Below are 13,556 nucleotides of genomic sequence, written 5' to 3'. Positions count from 1 at the left end.
GGGCGCGGGGAACTGCGCGAGCACCACGTACGGTCCGCGGTCGAAAGAGGGTTAAGGGGCGCGGGGAACTGCGCAAACAGCCACAGCGGGGAGCCCGCGCCCAAACAAGCCCCACCCCAGCGCAGCTAATTGAGCATGGCCCGAGCCGCCCGAGCCCGGCGTCGGATCGTTTCCGCGGTGGTCGGCTCCACCGGCTCCACCACGTCCGCGTACCGGTCGAGCTCGGCCGCCCCCGCGAGGAAGTCACCCCGCTGCACCAGAAGTTGCGCCCGCTCGAAGCGCAGGCGGGCCGGGTGTGAGGGCAGTAGGAGGGAGAGCTCCACCGCCCACAGGGCGACGTCGCTGCGCTCCGGGCGGGCCGCGGCCCAGGCGCGGATGTTGTTCAGGATGCGCAGGATGACGTCCAGCGGGGCGGCCGGGGTCAGCATCGACTCCTCCAGCGGCGCGCCCGTCGCCCCGGCCACCAGGAGCTCCGCGTCGGCGCCGGTCAGCAGCCGGCCCCCGTCGAACGGGTCGGCGAGGACCCGGTCCCGCCGGGGCCCGAAGCCCACTACGAAGTGGCCGGGCAGCGCGACCCCGTACACCGGCGCCCCGGCCCGCCGCGCCACCTCGATCCAGACCACCGACAGCAGGATGGGCAGGCCCCGCCGGCGCCGAAGCACCTCGGGCAGCAGGGACGACTCCAGGCGCTGGTAGTCGGCCGGGCTGCCCCGGAAGCCGCAGGTGCCGCCGAGGAGCTCGGCCGTCGCAAGGGCCCAGGGGCGCGAGCCCGCGAGGCCGTAGGGGAGCAGCCCGGCGAGCCGGTCGAGCTCGATGTGGGCGGCGTCGATGCCCCGTTGGCCGAGTGCGGGGTCGGCGACCGCGCCGAGCAGGAGGCAGAGCGTCACCACGTCGGGGCGCTCCGAGCGGGCCTCCTCGGCGAACTCCCGCCGCCAGTCGGTGACTTCCGGATTCATGTCAGCCTCGTACCCGGTCAGCGAGATCGGAAGTGGTGGTAGCTGTGGTGCGTCGCGAAACCCTGGCCCTCGTAGAGCGCGCGGGCGCCGTCGTTGTCGGCCTCCACCTGGAGCCAGGCGGCCGAGGCGCCCTCGTCCAGGGCCCGGCGGGCCAGCGCGGTCATCACGGCCGTCGCGAGGCCCTGGCGGCGCAGCGCCGGGTCCACCTCGACCGCCATGAATCCCGCCCAGCGCCCGTCCACCACGCAGCGCCCGATCGCCGCGGGCACCGCCCCGTCGCCGGGGACCGTGGCGAACCACACCGAGGGGCCGCTGTTCAGGACCTTCAGGACGTGCTCGCCCGGGGTCACCGAGCGCTGGTAGCGGCTCAGCCACGGCTCGTCGACCGCACGGTCCAGGCGCACCCGGGACACGTCCGCGTCCAGGTCGCCGATCGGCGCGAGCGCCGCGATCCGCACCTCGACGCTCACCTCCCGCTCCCAGCCCGCCAGTTCAAGATCCGCGCAGAGCCGCTCCTGGGTGCCCTCGGCGCCCGTCGCGGCCTGGATGTACGCGGGGAGACCGCGGGCCGCGTACCAGTCGCGTACGCAGGACAGGGCGTCCGGCAGGGGGAGGCCCGGGTCGCCCAGTGGCAGGACCGAGTTCGCCCGGCGGGTGAAACCGGCCGCGGCCCGCAGCGTCCACTCGCCGAGAGGCTCGCTCTCCACCGGCTGCCAGGCGCGCGCCAGGACCGGCGCCAGCTCCTCGAAGGAGGCGGCCGGACCGCGACGACGGGCCGGCGCCGCGGGCACGACCTTGCCCGCGACCAGCGTGGACTCGTCGATGCGTACCGTCTCACCGCTCTTTCGTGTGATCGACAACACACCGTCGTCCCAGGATGTGAGGACGCCGACCGTGTCCGTGTACACGGAGCCCGGAGTTCCGCTGGAGCTCAGGCGCCGGACTGATACGCGTTTGCCCGTATCGGCGGCCGTAATCCGGACCTCAAGCCGTCCGCCGGTGGTGAATTCCACAGGTCTCTCCGCCCCTCCTGTTCGGATCGTGCCCCGAACCGGAGATACTAGGTGTGGGCATCGACGACGCCGCGCTCCCGCGCGCCACGTGGACGGAGCCGCAGATCGGCCCGCCGCGCCCTACCGAGGAGGAACGACAGCGTGACCTACGTCATCGCGCAGCCTTGTGTCGACGTCAAGGACAAGGCGTGTATCGAAGAGTGCCCGGTCGACTGCATCTACGAGGGCTCCCGGTCCTTGTACATCCACCCGGATGAGTGCGTCGACTGTGGCGCCTGCGAGCCGGTTTGCCCGGTCGAGGCGATCTTCTACGAGGACGACACCCCGGACGAGTGGAAGGACTACTACAAGGCGAACGTCGAGTTCTTCGACGAGCTCGGCTCGCCCGGTGGCGCCTCCAAGCTCGGCCTGATCGAGCGGGACCACCCCTTCATCGCAGCGCTGCCGCCGCAGAACGGCTGATCGCGCTTCCCCGGTCCCCGTACGGCTCAGCTGCCGTACGGGGCCGCGGTGTTTCCCGGCACGGCCGTCGCACAGCACCGTACGTACGAGAAAGTGAGCCCCTTTCGTGAGCGCAGTCTCCTCGCGCCTTCCCGCCTTCCCCTGGGACAAGCTGGAGCCGTACAAGGCGACGGCCACGGCCCACCCGGACGGCATCGTGGACCTCTCCGTCGGCACGCCCGTCGACCCGGTCCCCGAGCTTGTCCAGCAGGCCTTGACGGGGGCCGCGAACTCGCCGGGCTATCCGACGGTGTGGGGCACGCCCGCGCTGCGGGACGCGATCAAGGGGTGGCTGGAGAAGCGCCTCGGCGCCCGCTCGGTCGAGCACACCAACATCCTGCCCGTGATGGGCTCCAAGGAGCTGGTGGCCTGGCTGCCGACCCAGCTCGGGCTCGGAGCCGGGGACCGGGTCGCCTACCCGCGGCTCGCGTACCCGACGTACGAGGTCGGCGCGCGCCTGTGCGGCGCGGAGCCCGTCGTCTACGACGACCCCACTGACCTCGACCCCACAGGCCTCAAGCTGCTCTGGCTCAACTCGCCGTCCAACCCGACCGGCCGGGTCCTCGCCAAGGACGAGCTCGTGCGCATCGTGGCGTGGGCCCGCGAGCACGGCGTGCTGATCTTCTCGGACGAGTGCTACCTGGAGCTCGGCTGGGAGGCCGAGCCCGTCTCGGTACTGCACCCGGACGTGTGCGGCGGCGGCTACGAGGGCATCGTGGCCGTCCACTCGCTGTCCAAGCGCTCCAACCTGGCCGGCTACCGGGCCGCGTTCATCGCCGGTGACGCGGACGTGCTCGGCGAGCTGCTCCAGATCCGCAAGCACGGCGGCATGATGACCGCCGCGCCCGTGCAGGCGGCCACCGTCGCGGCCCTGGGTGACGACAGCCACGTACAGGAGCAGCGGGAGCGGTACGCGGCGCGGCGGGCGGCGCTGCGGGAGGCGCTGGTCAAGCACGGCTTCCGCATCGAGCACAGCGAGGCCAGCCTGTACCTGTGGGCGACCCGGGACGAGGGCTGCTGGGAGACGGTGGCCCACCTCGCCGAGCTCGGCATCCTGGTGGCGCCCGGCGACTTCTACGGCGAGGCGGGCGAGCGTTTCGTGCGGGTCGCGTTCACGGCGACCGACGAGCGCGTCGAGGCGGCCGTGAAGCGGCTCGGGCAGTAGTACGCAGTAGGCAGTAGTACGGGGACCGCGGTCGTACGCGAAGGGGCCCGGGGAGTTCGCACTCCCCGGGCCCCTTCGCATCACCCGGCCTGCGGGTCAGCCGCCGATCGGCAGGCCCTTCAAGGGGAGCTGGTCGGTGCTCGGCACGCCCGCGGTGGGCAGGCCCTGGGGGGTCGGCAGGCCGCCCTGGGTGGCGGTCTGGGCGGCCGAGCCGAGGATGTCGCCCGCGCTGCCCGCCGCGTCACCGGCTGCCTTCTGCGCGGCCGGGGTCGCCACCTTGCCCGCCTGTCCGACCGTCTTGCCCGCCATCGGCACGGCCTTCTTGATGGTGGCGGCGCCGGTGTCGCCGGCCAGGCCGGTGGCCTTCTGGGTCACCCCGTCGACGGTGTTGCTGACCGAGCTGGGGTCCATCTGGGTCAGGCCGCCGAGGTTCGGCGCGGCCTGGGGAAGTTCCACGGCGCTTGCGGAGCCGGCCGCACCGACCACGGGCGCTGCACCTGCCGCGATGAGCAGCGCGGCGCGGGCGATCCGACGGGTCAGGGGGAGGGACATGATGCTCCTTCAGACGGATTGGAAATGTGTCGCTGTCCGGCGTTCGGACGCTGTGACAACCGCCGTGAGGGGAGGAGAGGTTGCGGTGACCCAGGGTAAAGAGTTCGTAATGCGTCGCATTATCTACTCTGGATAAAAACGGGCAAATGAATCACCGCCCAGGATCCTGATCGACCGTCAGATCCCTTTGTTCTTAGGGGGATTGACGATTCTTCGGATCGATGTCCGGACGCGGGTGCGAAAGGTCGTGGCGGGAGTGAACGGGCCCTCCGGACGAGTGCATCGCCGAACGGACGGCCGGTTACGGCGCGAGGGTGATTCGTACCTCTTGCGTACCGTCGGCCGACGAACCGGCGGCGGAACCCTGCCCGGTGGAGGTGGGGGCCGCGGTGCCGGCGGGGGCCTTGGACCAGCCGTCGGCGGAGTCGTCAGCGCTCCAGACGCGGCCCGCGTAGGAGACCCGGGCGATGTGCAGCGAGGAGGCCCGGGCGACCGCCCAGTGCGCCAGCGCCCAGCCGCGCTGCTCCCGGTCGGTGCCCGCCGCGGCCGTGCCCTCGGGGACGCGCACCGGCACGGTGACATCGCCGCCCGCGCCGGCCGTCCGGCCGTCCGGAACCGTGCCCTCGCCGAACGCCTTCGTCAGGCCGTCGCGCACCTGCGCCGGGTCACCCGGCCGCACGTTCTTGGCGACCGTGCAGGTCAGCGACGCGGACTCGCGGCCGGTCAGCGCGGCCGTCAGGACCGCCGCGTCCGGCTCGTGCTTCGCGTACGCCTGCGGGTAGGCGCTGCGTTGAACCTTCTGGGCGGCCACGGTCAGCGGGAGCCGCGAGTAGCCCGGGACCTCGGCGAGGTGCTTGTAGAACTTCCCGGCCGAGTAGACCGGGTCCATGATCTGCTCGGCGGTGCCCCAGCCCTGCGAGGGCCGCTGCTGGAACAGGCCGAGCGAGTCCCGGTCGCCGTGGTTCAGATTGCGCAGGCCCGACTCCTGGAGCGCGGTCGCCAGCGCGATGGTCACGGCCCGCTCCGGCATCCCGTGCGAGATGCCCACGGCCGTGATCGTCGCCGCGTTCTCGGCCTGCTCGGGGCTCATCTTGAACGTGGAGCCCTGCCCGCCGCCCGTCCCTGCCACGCATCTGGGCGCGCCCGGACCCCCGCTCACGTACTGCACCACCAGATATCCGGCGATCGCGAGCAGCACCACGAGGGCCGCTCCGACACGCAGGAGGCGGCCGCGTCGGGAGGGGCGCGGGAGGTTGTTGGGCTCGGACACGGTGCCCACCGTACTGGAGCGCGAAGAGGCGCTCAGCGGTGGAGTTAGGGTCGGGCGCATGGCCCACACCACCCTGGATCTCACCGCGGACGCGCCCTCGCTGACCGCCCAGCTCGTCGACTTCGCCTCCGTGAGCGGCGAGGAGAAGCCCCTCGCCGACGCCATCGAGCGCGAGCTGCGCAAGCTGGCGCACCTCACCGTCGACCGGCACGGCAACAACATCGTGGCGCGCACGAACCTGGGCCGGGCCGAGCGGATCATCCTGGCCGGGCACATCGACACCGTGCCCATCGCCGACAACGTGCCCTCGCGCCTCGACGAGGAAGGCGTGCTGTGGGGCTGCGGGACGAGCGACATGAAGTCGGGCGTGGCCGTGCAGCTGCGGATCGCGCAGACGGTGACCGCGCCCAACCGGGACCTGACCTTCGTGTTCTACGACAACGAAGAGGTCGCGGCCCACCTCAACGGCCTCGGCAAGGTCGCCGAGGCGCACCCGGAGTGGCTGGAGGGCGACTTCGCGGTGCTGCTCGAACCCTCCGACACCGAGGTCGAGGGCGGCTGCCAGGGCACGCTGCGGGTCCTGCTGAAGACCCGGGGCGAGCGCGCCCACTCCGCGCGCAGCTGGATGGGCTCCAACGCCATCCACACGGCCGCGCCCATCCTCGCGAAGCTGGCCGCCTACGAGCCGCGCCGCCCGGTGATCGACGGCCTGGAGTACCACGAGGGCCTCAACGCGGTACGCATCGAGGGGGGCGTGGCCGGCAACGTGATCCCGGACGAGTGCACGGTCGTCGTCAACTACCGGTACGCGCCCGACATCACGGGTGAGCAGGCCATCGCCCACGTCCGTGAGGTCTTCGCGGACTGCGACATCGCCGAGTTCGTCGTCGACGACCACTCGGGGGCCGCGCTGCCCGGGCTCTCGCACCCGGCGGCGGCCGCCTTCATGGCGGCGGTCGGCGGCACCGCACGGCCCAAGTTCGGCTGGACCGACGTCTCGCGCTTCGGCGACCTCGGCGTGCCCGCCGTCAACTACGGGCCGGGCGACGCGCTCCTGGCCCACAAGCGCAACGAACACGTCGTCGTCGACCGGATCACCCAATGCGAGCGGCGGCTGTACGCCTGGCTGACCGACTGAGCGCGCCCGGCATCGCGCCGCGCCCCGAGCCCCGCACCGTTCAGGCCCCCGCAAGGGGCGTGGCCTGCCTGAATTTCGCCATTCGTAACGTTCGCCGACCTACCCTGGCTGAGCACGCGCAACATCGTCAGCGGAGGGAGCACGGCATGGCCAACCCCGAGGGAAGCCCGTTTCCGGCGGAGCAGCGGCTGGAGCAGAGGCTCGGACCAGTGCTGCGCCGCCGCGATCAGGTGCAGGCCGGCACCACCGACCAGCGCCTCCTGGACTCCGAGGGCGACTCCCAGTGGGTGCACACCGACCCCTGGCGGGTCATGCGCATCCAGTCGGAGTTCGTCGAAGGCTTCGGTGCGCTCGCCGAACTGCCCAGCGCCATCAGCGTGTTCGGCTCGGCCCGCACCCCGGCCGGCTCTCCCGAGTACGAGGCGGGCGTGCGGATCGGGCGGGCCCTGGTCGACGCCGGCTTCGCCGTGATCACCGGCGGCGGCCCCGGTGCGATGGAGGCCGCGAACCGGGGCGCCAGGGAGGGGAACGGCATCTCCGTCGGCCTCGGCATCGAGCTTCCCTTCGAGCAGGGGCTCAACCCGCACGTCGACATCGGGGTCAACTTCCGCTACTTCTTCGTGCGCAAGACCATGTTCGTCAAGTACGCCCAGGGCTTCGTCGTGCTGCCGGGCGGACTCGGCACCCTGGACGAGCTGTTCGAGGCCCTGACCCTGGTCCAGACCCGCAAGGTCACCCGCTTCCCGATCGTGCTGTTCGGCACGGAGTACTGGGGCGGGCTCGTGGACTGGCTGCGCGACACCGTGGTCGGCCAGGGCAAGGCCTCTGCGGGCGACCTCCTGCTGTTCCACGTCACGGACGACGTGGACGAGGCCGTCGCCCTGGTGACCAAGGAGACAGGACGATAGGCGCGCTCTAGGCGAGTCCCCGGCGGGCCACCGCCGGGGGGCGGTGGCCGGCGATCGAGGCCACCATGTCCAGGACCTGCCGGGTCTCCGCCACCTCGTGGACGCGGTACACCCGCGCACCCAGCCACGCGGACACCGCCGTCGTCGCCAGCGTCCCGATCACCCGCTCCTTCACCGGCCGGTCCAGCGTCTCGCCCACGAAGTCCTTGTTGGACAGCGAGACCAGGACCGGCCACCCGGTGTCGGTCATCTCCTGGAGCCGCCGCGTCGCCTCCAGGCTGTGCCGGGTGTTCTTCCCGAAGTCGTGACCGGGGTCGATCATGATCCCGTCGGGCCGCACGCCCAGCTCCACGGCCCGCTCCGCGAGGCCCACGGTGACCCGCAGGATGTCCGCCACCACGTCGTCGTACGCGATCCGGTGCGGCCGGGTACGCGGCTCCACACCGCCCGCGTGGGTGCACACCAGGCCCGCCCCGTAGCGCGCCGCGACCTCGGCGAGCTTCGGGTCGACGCCGCCCCAGGCATCGTTCAGGACGTCCGCGCCGGCCTCGCAGACCGCCGCGCCCACGTCGTGCCGCCAGGTGTCCACGCTGATGACCACGTCGGGGAACCGTCTGCGCACCTCGGCCACGAAGCCGACCGTGCGCCGCGCCTCCTCCTCGGGCGTGACCTCGTCGCCGGGGCCCGCCTTCACCCCGCCGATGTCGATGATGGCCGCGCCCTCGGCCACCGCCTGCTCCACGCGGGCCAGCGCGGGCTCGTCGTGGAAGGTCGCACCCTGGTCGTAGAAGGAGTCGGGGGTCCGGTTCACGATGGCCATGATCACCGGTTCGTACGCGGCGAACTCGCGTCGTCCCAGCCGCAGCGTGCCGCGGTCCGTTCCGCTGTGCATCCCCTGTGTCCTTTGCTGTGGTCCGGGCCGTTGTCCGCCTGCGACCCTAACTGTCAGTGCCGCATGGCACGATCGGACCCGAACAGTTTCCGGCGTCGGGAAGAGGCTCGCTCGTGTTCTGGTTCTTGCTGATCGCGATGGTCGTCGTGGTCGCCGCCGTGACCCTCGCCGTGGTGGGCGGAGGTGGCGACGACGGCGCGGTGCTGCCCGACGCCGAGCCGGAGCACCTGGTGGACCCGCTGCCCGAGCACCGCCCCGTGACCCGGGCCGACGTGGAGGCGCTGCGCATCCCGGTGGTGCTGCGGGGATACCGGATGGCCGATGTCGACGACGTGCTGAGCAGACTGGGCGCGGAGCTCGCCGAGCGGGACGCCCGGATCGCCGAGCTCCAGACCACGCTCGAACACAGCCGGAAGCGGCTCGTGGCCGGCGGCCAGGGCCCCGCGGCACAAGACGCCGCGACCGAGCCGTCCGACGAGGAGCCCCGGCGATGAGCGGCGCGATCCCCGGTCCCGACGGCCGGCTCCGCTGCCCCTGGGGCCTTTCCACCGAGGACTACGTGGCGTACCACGACACCGAGTGGGGCCGGCCGGTGCACGGCGACGACGCGCTGTACGAGCGGCTCTGCCTGGAGGCCTTCCAGTCGGGCCTGTCCTGGATCACGATTCTGCGCCGCCGCGAGGGCTTCCGGCAGGCCTTCGCCGACTTCAGGATCGCGAAGGTGGCCGAGTTCACCGACGCCGACGAGGAGCGGCTGCTCGGCGACACGGGCATCATCCGCAACCGCCTCAAGATCGGGGCGACGGTCGCCAACGCGCGGGCCCTGGCGACCTGGTCACCCGGCGAGCTCGACTCCCTCATCTGGTCGTACGCGCCGGACCCGGCGACCCGCCCGGCGCCCCGCACGCTGTCCGACGTCCCGGCCGTCACCGACGAGTCGACGGCCTTGTCCAAGGCCCTGAAGAAGCGCGGCCTGCGCTTCATCGGCCCGACCACGGCGTACGCCCTGATGCAGGCCTGCGGCCTGGTCGACGACCACCTCGCGGACTGCGTGGCACGGGGCGGCGCCTGACACCGCCCCGGACCGCCAGGCTCTCAGCGGCCGACGTACTTCGGCTTCTCCTTGGCGAGGAACGCGGCCACCGCGATGGCGTGGTCCTCGGAGGCGCCCGCCTTCGTCTGGAGCTCGTCCTCCTTCTCCAACGCCTCGGCCAGGGTGTGGCCCGCGCCGTAGGCCAGCGACTCCTTGAGCGCGCCGTACGCCACGGTCGGCCCCTCGGCCAGCGCGCGGGCCACGGCGAGGGCCTCGGCGGCCAGCTCGGCGGCCGGTACGACCTTGTTGACCAGGCCGATCTCGTACGCCTCGGACGCGGAGATCGAGCGCGGGAACAGCAGCAGGTCGGCCGCGCGGGACTGGCCGATCAGGCGCGGCAACGTCCACGAGACGCCCGAGTCGGCGGTCAGGGCCACCCCGGCGAACGAGGTGTTGAACGACGACGTGTCCGCGACCACCCGGTAGTCCGCGGCCAGCGCGAACCCGAGCCCGGCGCCCGCCGCCACCCCGTTGACGCCGGCCACAACGGGCTTCGGCATCTCGGTGAGCGCCTTCAGGATCGGGTTGTAGTGCTCCCGCACGGTGCTCATCGTCTGGCCGGTGCCCGCCTCGCGGTCCGCCGTCAGCGAAGCCACGTGCTCCTTGAGGTCCTGGCCGACACAGAACGCCCGGCCGGTCGCGGTGAGCAGTACGGCCCGTACCGCCGGGTCCGAGGCCGCGGCCCGCACCGCCTCGCGGAGCGCGACCTTCGCCTCCGTGTTCATGGCGTTCATGGCCTCGGGCCGGTTGATCGTGATCGTCGCGAGCCCGTCGCTCACCTCGTACAGCACGGTGTCGGCCATGGTGGGATCCCCTCCGTCGCGGATGCTTCTCAGGTGTCGTATCCGCTCAGCATGGCGGAGATCGCGAGCGGTGGGCATGTGACCTGCGTCAAACAATCGGGGCACTGGGGGGAACCGGCGGCGGCGAAGTATCGCAGGCGGATCGCCGAATTGAGTGGTTTTGATAGAGCGCGTTGCCCAAGCGATGCGGACCGATGTTGGTCATCGGGTCCTGCGATGCGGGATAATGACCTGGAAGCAATGTGTTCGATGCCGTGACGCGTGCCCAATCCCGGGGGCCGTCGGCTGACGATGAGCTGGTTTCAGGAAGGGGAACGAGCATGGCGGCCATGAAGCCGCGGACGGGCGACGGCCCGCTCGAGGTGACCAAGGAGGGGCGGGGCATTGTCATGCGCGTTCCGCTCGAAGGCGGCGGTCGGCTTGTCGTCGAGCTGACTCCGGACGAGGCCGATGCACTCGGCGATGCCCTCAAGAAGGTCGTCGGCTGAGTTAGCGGGTTCGACCCAGACTCTTCACCGCCCCGGTCCGGTATGTACGTGAGTACGTGCCGAGCCGGGGCGGTGTTGTGTGTGGGGGCCGCTCGGGCCCAGGCTCTGAAAGTCCTGCGGAGGTTCGCGGGCGGCGGGTCAGCCGCGGCGTACCGCGCAGAGCAGCCCGTCGCCGACCGGCAGCAGCGAGGCGACGAGCTCCGTGCTCTCGCGCACCGTACGCAGCAGTTCGCGCAGCCGCAGCACCTCGGCCGGCTGGGCCCCCGAGTCGACGGTGCGGCCGTCGGCGAAGACGCCCTCGAAGCAGACGATTCCGCCCGGTCGCAGCAGGCGCAACGATTCAGCGAGGACGTCCAGGGACTCCATGGGGTCGCCGTCGCAGAACACCAGGTCGTACCCTCCGTCCGCGAGCCGGGGCAGTACGTCCAGCGCGCGCCCGGGGATGAACCGGGCCCGGTTGCCCGCGAAACCGGCCGCGCGGAACGCCTGCTTGGCGAACTGCTGGCGGTCCGGCTCCGGGTCGACGGTGGTCAGCACGCCGTCCGGCCGCAGGCCCTGCAGAAGGTAGATGCCGGAGACGCCGGTTCCGGTGCCGATCTCCGCGACCGCCTTCGCGTCCGCCGTGGCAGCGAGCAGCCGCAGTGCGGCGCCTGTCCCCGGGGACACCGAACGCAGGCCTGCCTCCCGGGCCCGGTCGCGGGCCCAGCGCAGCGCGTCGTCCTCGGCGACAAAGGCGTCCGCGAACGCCCAGCTCGTCTGCCGGTTGGCGGTAATGGCCCTCTCCTGTCCCCTTGGTTGGCGCAACGGTGACTGTATCCGCTGCGGTCGGGAACCCGCAGATGGGACCGCGCGTTAAGGAGGACAGGGGGAACCGCGGGGGGAGCGCATGGACAAGTTCGGGGAAGAGGGCCGGAAGCCGGTCCCAAATGCACGTAAAGATTCTTATCCGGAGCTAACGGGCGAGGTGGCTATGGTAGGGGCTCCACTGGACACCACCAGAGCCGACAGGGGAGGTGCGGCTGCGCCTGTGGATCGGGGAGGAGTGCTGCGGCGCTTTCTCAGGTCGGCGGGTGAGCCGAAATCCGTGACCAACATTGCTGACCGTTCCCGCGCTACCAGCTCCGCAACTACCGCGACCTTCGCCGACGCGGATTCCCAGGCGTGGACTCCCCCTACATGGGAGGAGATTGTCAGCACGCACAGCGGCCGGGTGTACCGCCTCGCCTACCGCCTGACGGGAAACCAGCACGATGCGGAGGACCTCACGCAAGAGGTCTTCGTCCGCGTCTTCCGCTCCCTGTCGACGTACACGCCGGGCACGTTCGAGGGCTGGCTGCACCGCATCACCACCAACCTCTTCCTCGACATGGTCCGCCGCCGTCAACGCATCCGTTTCGACGCGCTCGGTGACGACGCGGCGGAGCGGCTGCCCAGCCGCGAGCCCAACCCCCAACAGGTCTTCAACGACGCCCACTTCGACGCCGACGTCCAGCAGGCCCTCGACACGCTCGCACCCGAGTTCCGTGCGGCCGTCGTCCTGTGCGACATCGAGGGCCTCTCGTACGAGGAGATCGCGGCCACCCTCGGAGTGAAGCTCGGCACCGTCCGCAGCCGGATCCACCGCGGCCGCTCCCACCTGCGCAAGGCCCTCCAGCACCGTTCGCCCGAAGCCCGCGCCGAGCAGCAGCGCGCGCTGGCGGGGGTGGCGCCGGGAGCTCTCGGGGTGGCCGGAGAGGGGATGGCGTGAGTGGTACGAGTCCCACCCCGGCGGAACAGCACCTCGGGGACCGGCTCGCGGCCCTGGTCGACGGCGAGCTGAACCACGATGCCCGCGAGCGCGTCCTGTCCCACCTGGCGACCTGCCCGAAGTGCAAGGCGGAGGCCGACGCCCAGCGCAACCTGAAGAACGTCTTCGCCCAGGCGGCCCCGCCGCCGCCCTCGGAGGGCTTCCTCGCCCGGCTCCAGGGCCTGCCCGGCGGGCCCACCGGATCCGGGGGTGACGACGACGGCTCACCGTTCGGCGGGGGGCGCCAGGCCGACGGGTTCTTCGGAGGGTTCGGGGTGCTGACCCCCACCGCGGACGGCCCCGGGGACCCGCGCGTTCCCCGCTCGGGCGGCTTCGGCTACGTCCCGGTCGGCTCCCATGCGGCGGTTCTGCCCGACGGGGTGAGCGGCGGCTTCCGCATCCACGAGGTGGGCAGGTCCGAGCAGGACCGGTCGGGCTCGGTGTGGCGGGGCCGCAGATTCGTGTTCGCCGCCGCGAGTGCCGTGTCCCTGGCGGCGATCGCGCTCGGTGGCACCCTGCCGCTGAGTTCGACGTCCGGTGCCCGTGCCGCGGGCGGCGGCAGCAATGTCGTCCCGATGCGCTCCAACACCCCGGCGCCGAGCGGCAGTTCGGCCGAGGACCGCCGCCGCGGAGGCGCCGCGGCCAGTGTGTTGTCGGCCATGCCCGCACAACCCCCGGCTCCGGCCCCGGCCGCGCGCAGCCTGAGCGGCATGCCCGCACAGAACGGGCCCGTCCAGCCGCTGGGCGGCGCGTTCCCGGCGGCCCGGCTGAACGGCTCGTCGCTGCCCCCGTTGATACGGCCGGCTGTGGCGACGCTCCCGCTCACCACGACGGACCTCACGGCCGGAGTGCTCGCCCTGACGCCGTCCGTGACCCCGGCGGCACCGTCCCACCTGGCGGCTCCGATCGCCTCCGGGCTCCCGCTCACCGCCCGGCGCTGACCGCGCCCTGCCCTCGCCCCCGGCAACCTGGTTGAATCCGGGGGAGGGGT

The 13,556-nt window shown here is 72.0% G+C and carries 16 protein-coding genes; 9 read left to right on the top strand and 7 right to left on the bottom strand.

What is annotated here, in order from left to right; all coding sequences use genetic code 11:
- Window positions 1-125 precede the first annotated feature (125 nt).
- Entirely contained in the window at window positions 126-956 is an 831-nt protein-coding gene (locus tag ACWC2B_RS15340; protein ID WP_450716929.1) for a transglutaminase family protein, read from the bottom strand.
- A gap of 17 nt (window positions 957-973) precedes the next feature.
- The gene (locus ACWC2B_RS15335; protein ID WP_450716928.1) at window positions 974-1,969 is read right to left on the bottom strand and encodes a GNAT family N-acetyltransferase; all 996 of its coding nucleotides are present in this window, start codon (window positions 1,967-1,969) and stop codon (window positions 974-976) included.
- Window positions 1,970-2,110: 141 nt separating this feature from the next.
- Between ACWC2B_RS15335 and fdxA the strand changes: the two genes are divergently transcribed.
- Entirely contained in the window at window positions 2,111-2,431 is a 321-nt protein-coding gene (gene fdxA, locus ACWC2B_RS15330) for a ferredoxin (protein WP_018845645.1), read from the top strand.
- Between the two features lie 106 nt (window positions 2,432-2,537).
- A complete protein-coding gene (dapC, locus tag ACWC2B_RS15325) occupies window positions 2,538-3,635 on the top strand; it encodes a succinyldiaminopimelate transaminase (RefSeq protein WP_450716927.1) in 1,098 nt (365 codons plus the stop codon).
- A 96-nt stretch (window positions 3,636-3,731) separates the two neighbouring features.
- On the opposite strand, the gene ACWC2B_RS15320 is transcribed toward dapC, so the two are convergent.
- On the bottom strand, window positions 3,732-4,187 hold the full coding sequence (locus ACWC2B_RS15320; protein WP_450716926.1) for an ATP-binding protein: 456 nt from the start codon (window positions 4,185-4,187) through the stop codon (window positions 3,732-3,734).
- 301 nt (window positions 4,188-4,488) lie between these two features.
- The gene (locus ACWC2B_RS15315) at window positions 4,489-5,457 is read right to left on the bottom strand and encodes a hypothetical protein (protein ID WP_450716925.1); all 969 of its coding nucleotides are present in this window, start codon (window positions 5,455-5,457) and stop codon (window positions 4,489-4,491) included.
- Between the two features lie 58 nt (window positions 5,458-5,515).
- On the opposite strand from ACWC2B_RS15315, the gene dapE reads away from it, so the two are divergent.
- Window positions 5,516-6,595: a succinyl-diaminopimelate desuccinylase gene (dapE, locus tag ACWC2B_RS15310; RefSeq protein WP_450716924.1), complete on the top strand. Its 1,080-nt coding sequence runs from the start codon at window positions 5,516-5,518 to the stop codon at window positions 6,593-6,595.
- A 146-nt stretch (window positions 6,596-6,741) separates the two neighbouring features.
- Window positions 6,742-7,503: an LOG family protein gene (locus ACWC2B_RS15305; RefSeq protein WP_450716923.1), complete on the top strand. Its 762-nt coding sequence runs from the start codon at window positions 6,742-6,744 to the stop codon at window positions 7,501-7,503.
- Window positions 7,504-7,510: 7 nt separating this feature from the next.
- On the opposite strand, the gene folP is transcribed toward ACWC2B_RS15305, so the two are convergent.
- Window positions 7,511-8,395 carry a dihydropteroate synthase gene (folP, locus tag ACWC2B_RS15300; RefSeq protein WP_450716922.1) on the bottom strand — a complete coding sequence of 295 codons (885 nt, stop codon included), beginning with the start codon at window positions 8,393-8,395 and terminating at the stop codon, window positions 7,511-7,513.
- A gap of 113 nt (window positions 8,396-8,508) precedes the next feature.
- Between folP and ACWC2B_RS15295 the strand changes: the two genes are divergently transcribed.
- Window positions 8,509-8,889 (top strand): DivIVA domain-containing protein, encoded by a 381-nt coding sequence (locus ACWC2B_RS15295; protein WP_450716921.1) that lies wholly within the window; start codon window positions 8,509-8,511, stop codon window positions 8,887-8,889.
- Complete coding sequence (locus tag ACWC2B_RS15290; RefSeq protein WP_450716920.1) at window positions 8,886-9,467, top strand: DNA-3-methyladenine glycosylase I; 582 nt, start codon at window positions 8,886-8,888, stop codon at window positions 9,465-9,467. Before ACWC2B_RS15295 ends, ACWC2B_RS15290 begins: the two co-directional genes overlap by 4 nt.
- A gap of 23 nt (window positions 9,468-9,490) precedes the next feature.
- Here ACWC2B_RS15290 and chcB read toward each other — a convergent pair whose 3' ends face one another.
- Window positions 9,491-10,291, bottom strand: a complete 801-nt coding sequence (gene chcB, locus ACWC2B_RS15285) for a 2-cyclohexenylcarbonyl CoA isomerase (protein ID WP_450716919.1) — start codon at window positions 10,289-10,291, stop codon at window positions 9,491-9,493.
- Between the two features lie 320 nt (window positions 10,292-10,611).
- On the opposite strand from chcB, the gene ACWC2B_RS15280 reads away from it, so the two are divergent.
- A complete protein-coding gene (locus ACWC2B_RS15280; RefSeq protein WP_003966491.1) occupies window positions 10,612-10,779 on the top strand; it encodes a DUF3117 domain-containing protein in 168 nt (55 codons plus the stop codon).
- 138 nt (window positions 10,780-10,917) lie between these two features.
- On the opposite strand, the gene ACWC2B_RS15275 is transcribed toward ACWC2B_RS15280, so the two are convergent.
- Window positions 10,918-11,583, bottom strand: a complete 666-nt coding sequence (locus tag ACWC2B_RS15275) for an O-methyltransferase (protein WP_450716918.1) — start codon at window positions 11,581-11,583, stop codon at window positions 10,918-10,920.
- A gap of 166 nt (window positions 11,584-11,749) precedes the next feature.
- On the opposite strand from ACWC2B_RS15275, the gene sigE reads away from it, so the two are divergent.
- Together sigE and ACWC2B_RS15265 are read left to right on the top strand one after the other, a co-directional pair.
- Window positions 11,750-12,526 carry an RNA polymerase sigma factor SigE gene (gene sigE, locus ACWC2B_RS15270; RefSeq protein ID WP_382598511.1) on the top strand — a complete coding sequence of 259 codons (777 nt, stop codon included), beginning with the start codon at window positions 11,750-11,752 and terminating at the stop codon, window positions 12,524-12,526.
- Entirely contained in the window at window positions 12,523-13,506 is a 984-nt protein-coding gene (locus ACWC2B_RS15265; protein ID WP_450716917.1) for an anti-sigma factor family protein, read from the top strand. The genes sigE and ACWC2B_RS15265 overlap by 4 nt, the downstream gene beginning before the upstream one ends.
- Window positions 13,507-13,556 lie beyond the last annotated feature (50 nt).

It is taken from the genome of Streptomyces sp. NPDC001415 (assembly GCF_053597395.1).
The sequence above is the reverse complement of the archived record's forward strand: the minus strand, read 5'-3'. Positions and strand labels throughout refer to the sequence as shown.

Excerpts from the sequence above, each read along its gene's own strand:
- ACWC2B_RS15340 (WP_450716929.1), bottom strand. The coding sequence starts at position 956 with ATGAATCCGGAAGTCACCGACTGGCGGCGGGAGTTCGCCGAGGAGGCC.
- ACWC2B_RS15320 (WP_450716926.1), bottom strand. The coding sequence starts at position 4,187 with ATGTCCCTCCCCCTGACCCGTCGGATCGCCCGCGCCGCGCTGCTCATC.
- dapE (WP_450716924.1), top strand. The coding sequence starts at position 5,516 with ATGGCCCACACCACCCTGGATCTCACCGCGGACGCGCCCTCGCTGACC.
- ACWC2B_RS15305 (WP_450716923.1), top strand. The coding sequence starts at position 6,742 with ATGGCCAACCCCGAGGGAAGCCCGTTTCCGGCGGAGCAGCGGCTGGAG.
- folP (WP_450716922.1), bottom strand. The coding sequence starts at position 8,395 with ATGCACAGCGGAACGGACCGCGGCACGCTGCGGCTGGGACGACGCGAG.
- ACWC2B_RS15290 (WP_450716920.1), top strand. The coding sequence starts at position 8,886 with ATGAGCGGCGCGATCCCCGGTCCCGACGGCCGGCTCCGCTGCCCCTGG.
- chcB (WP_450716919.1), bottom strand. The coding sequence starts at position 10,291 with ATGGCCGACACCGTGCTGTACGAGGTGAGCGACGGGCTCGCGACGATC.
- ACWC2B_RS15280 (WP_003966491.1), top strand. The coding sequence starts at position 10,612 with ATGGCGGCCATGAAGCCGCGGACGGGCGACGGCCCGCTCGAGGTGACC.
- sigE (WP_382598511.1), top strand. The coding sequence starts at position 11,750 with ATGGTAGGGGCTCCACTGGACACCACCAGAGCCGACAGGGGAGGTGCG.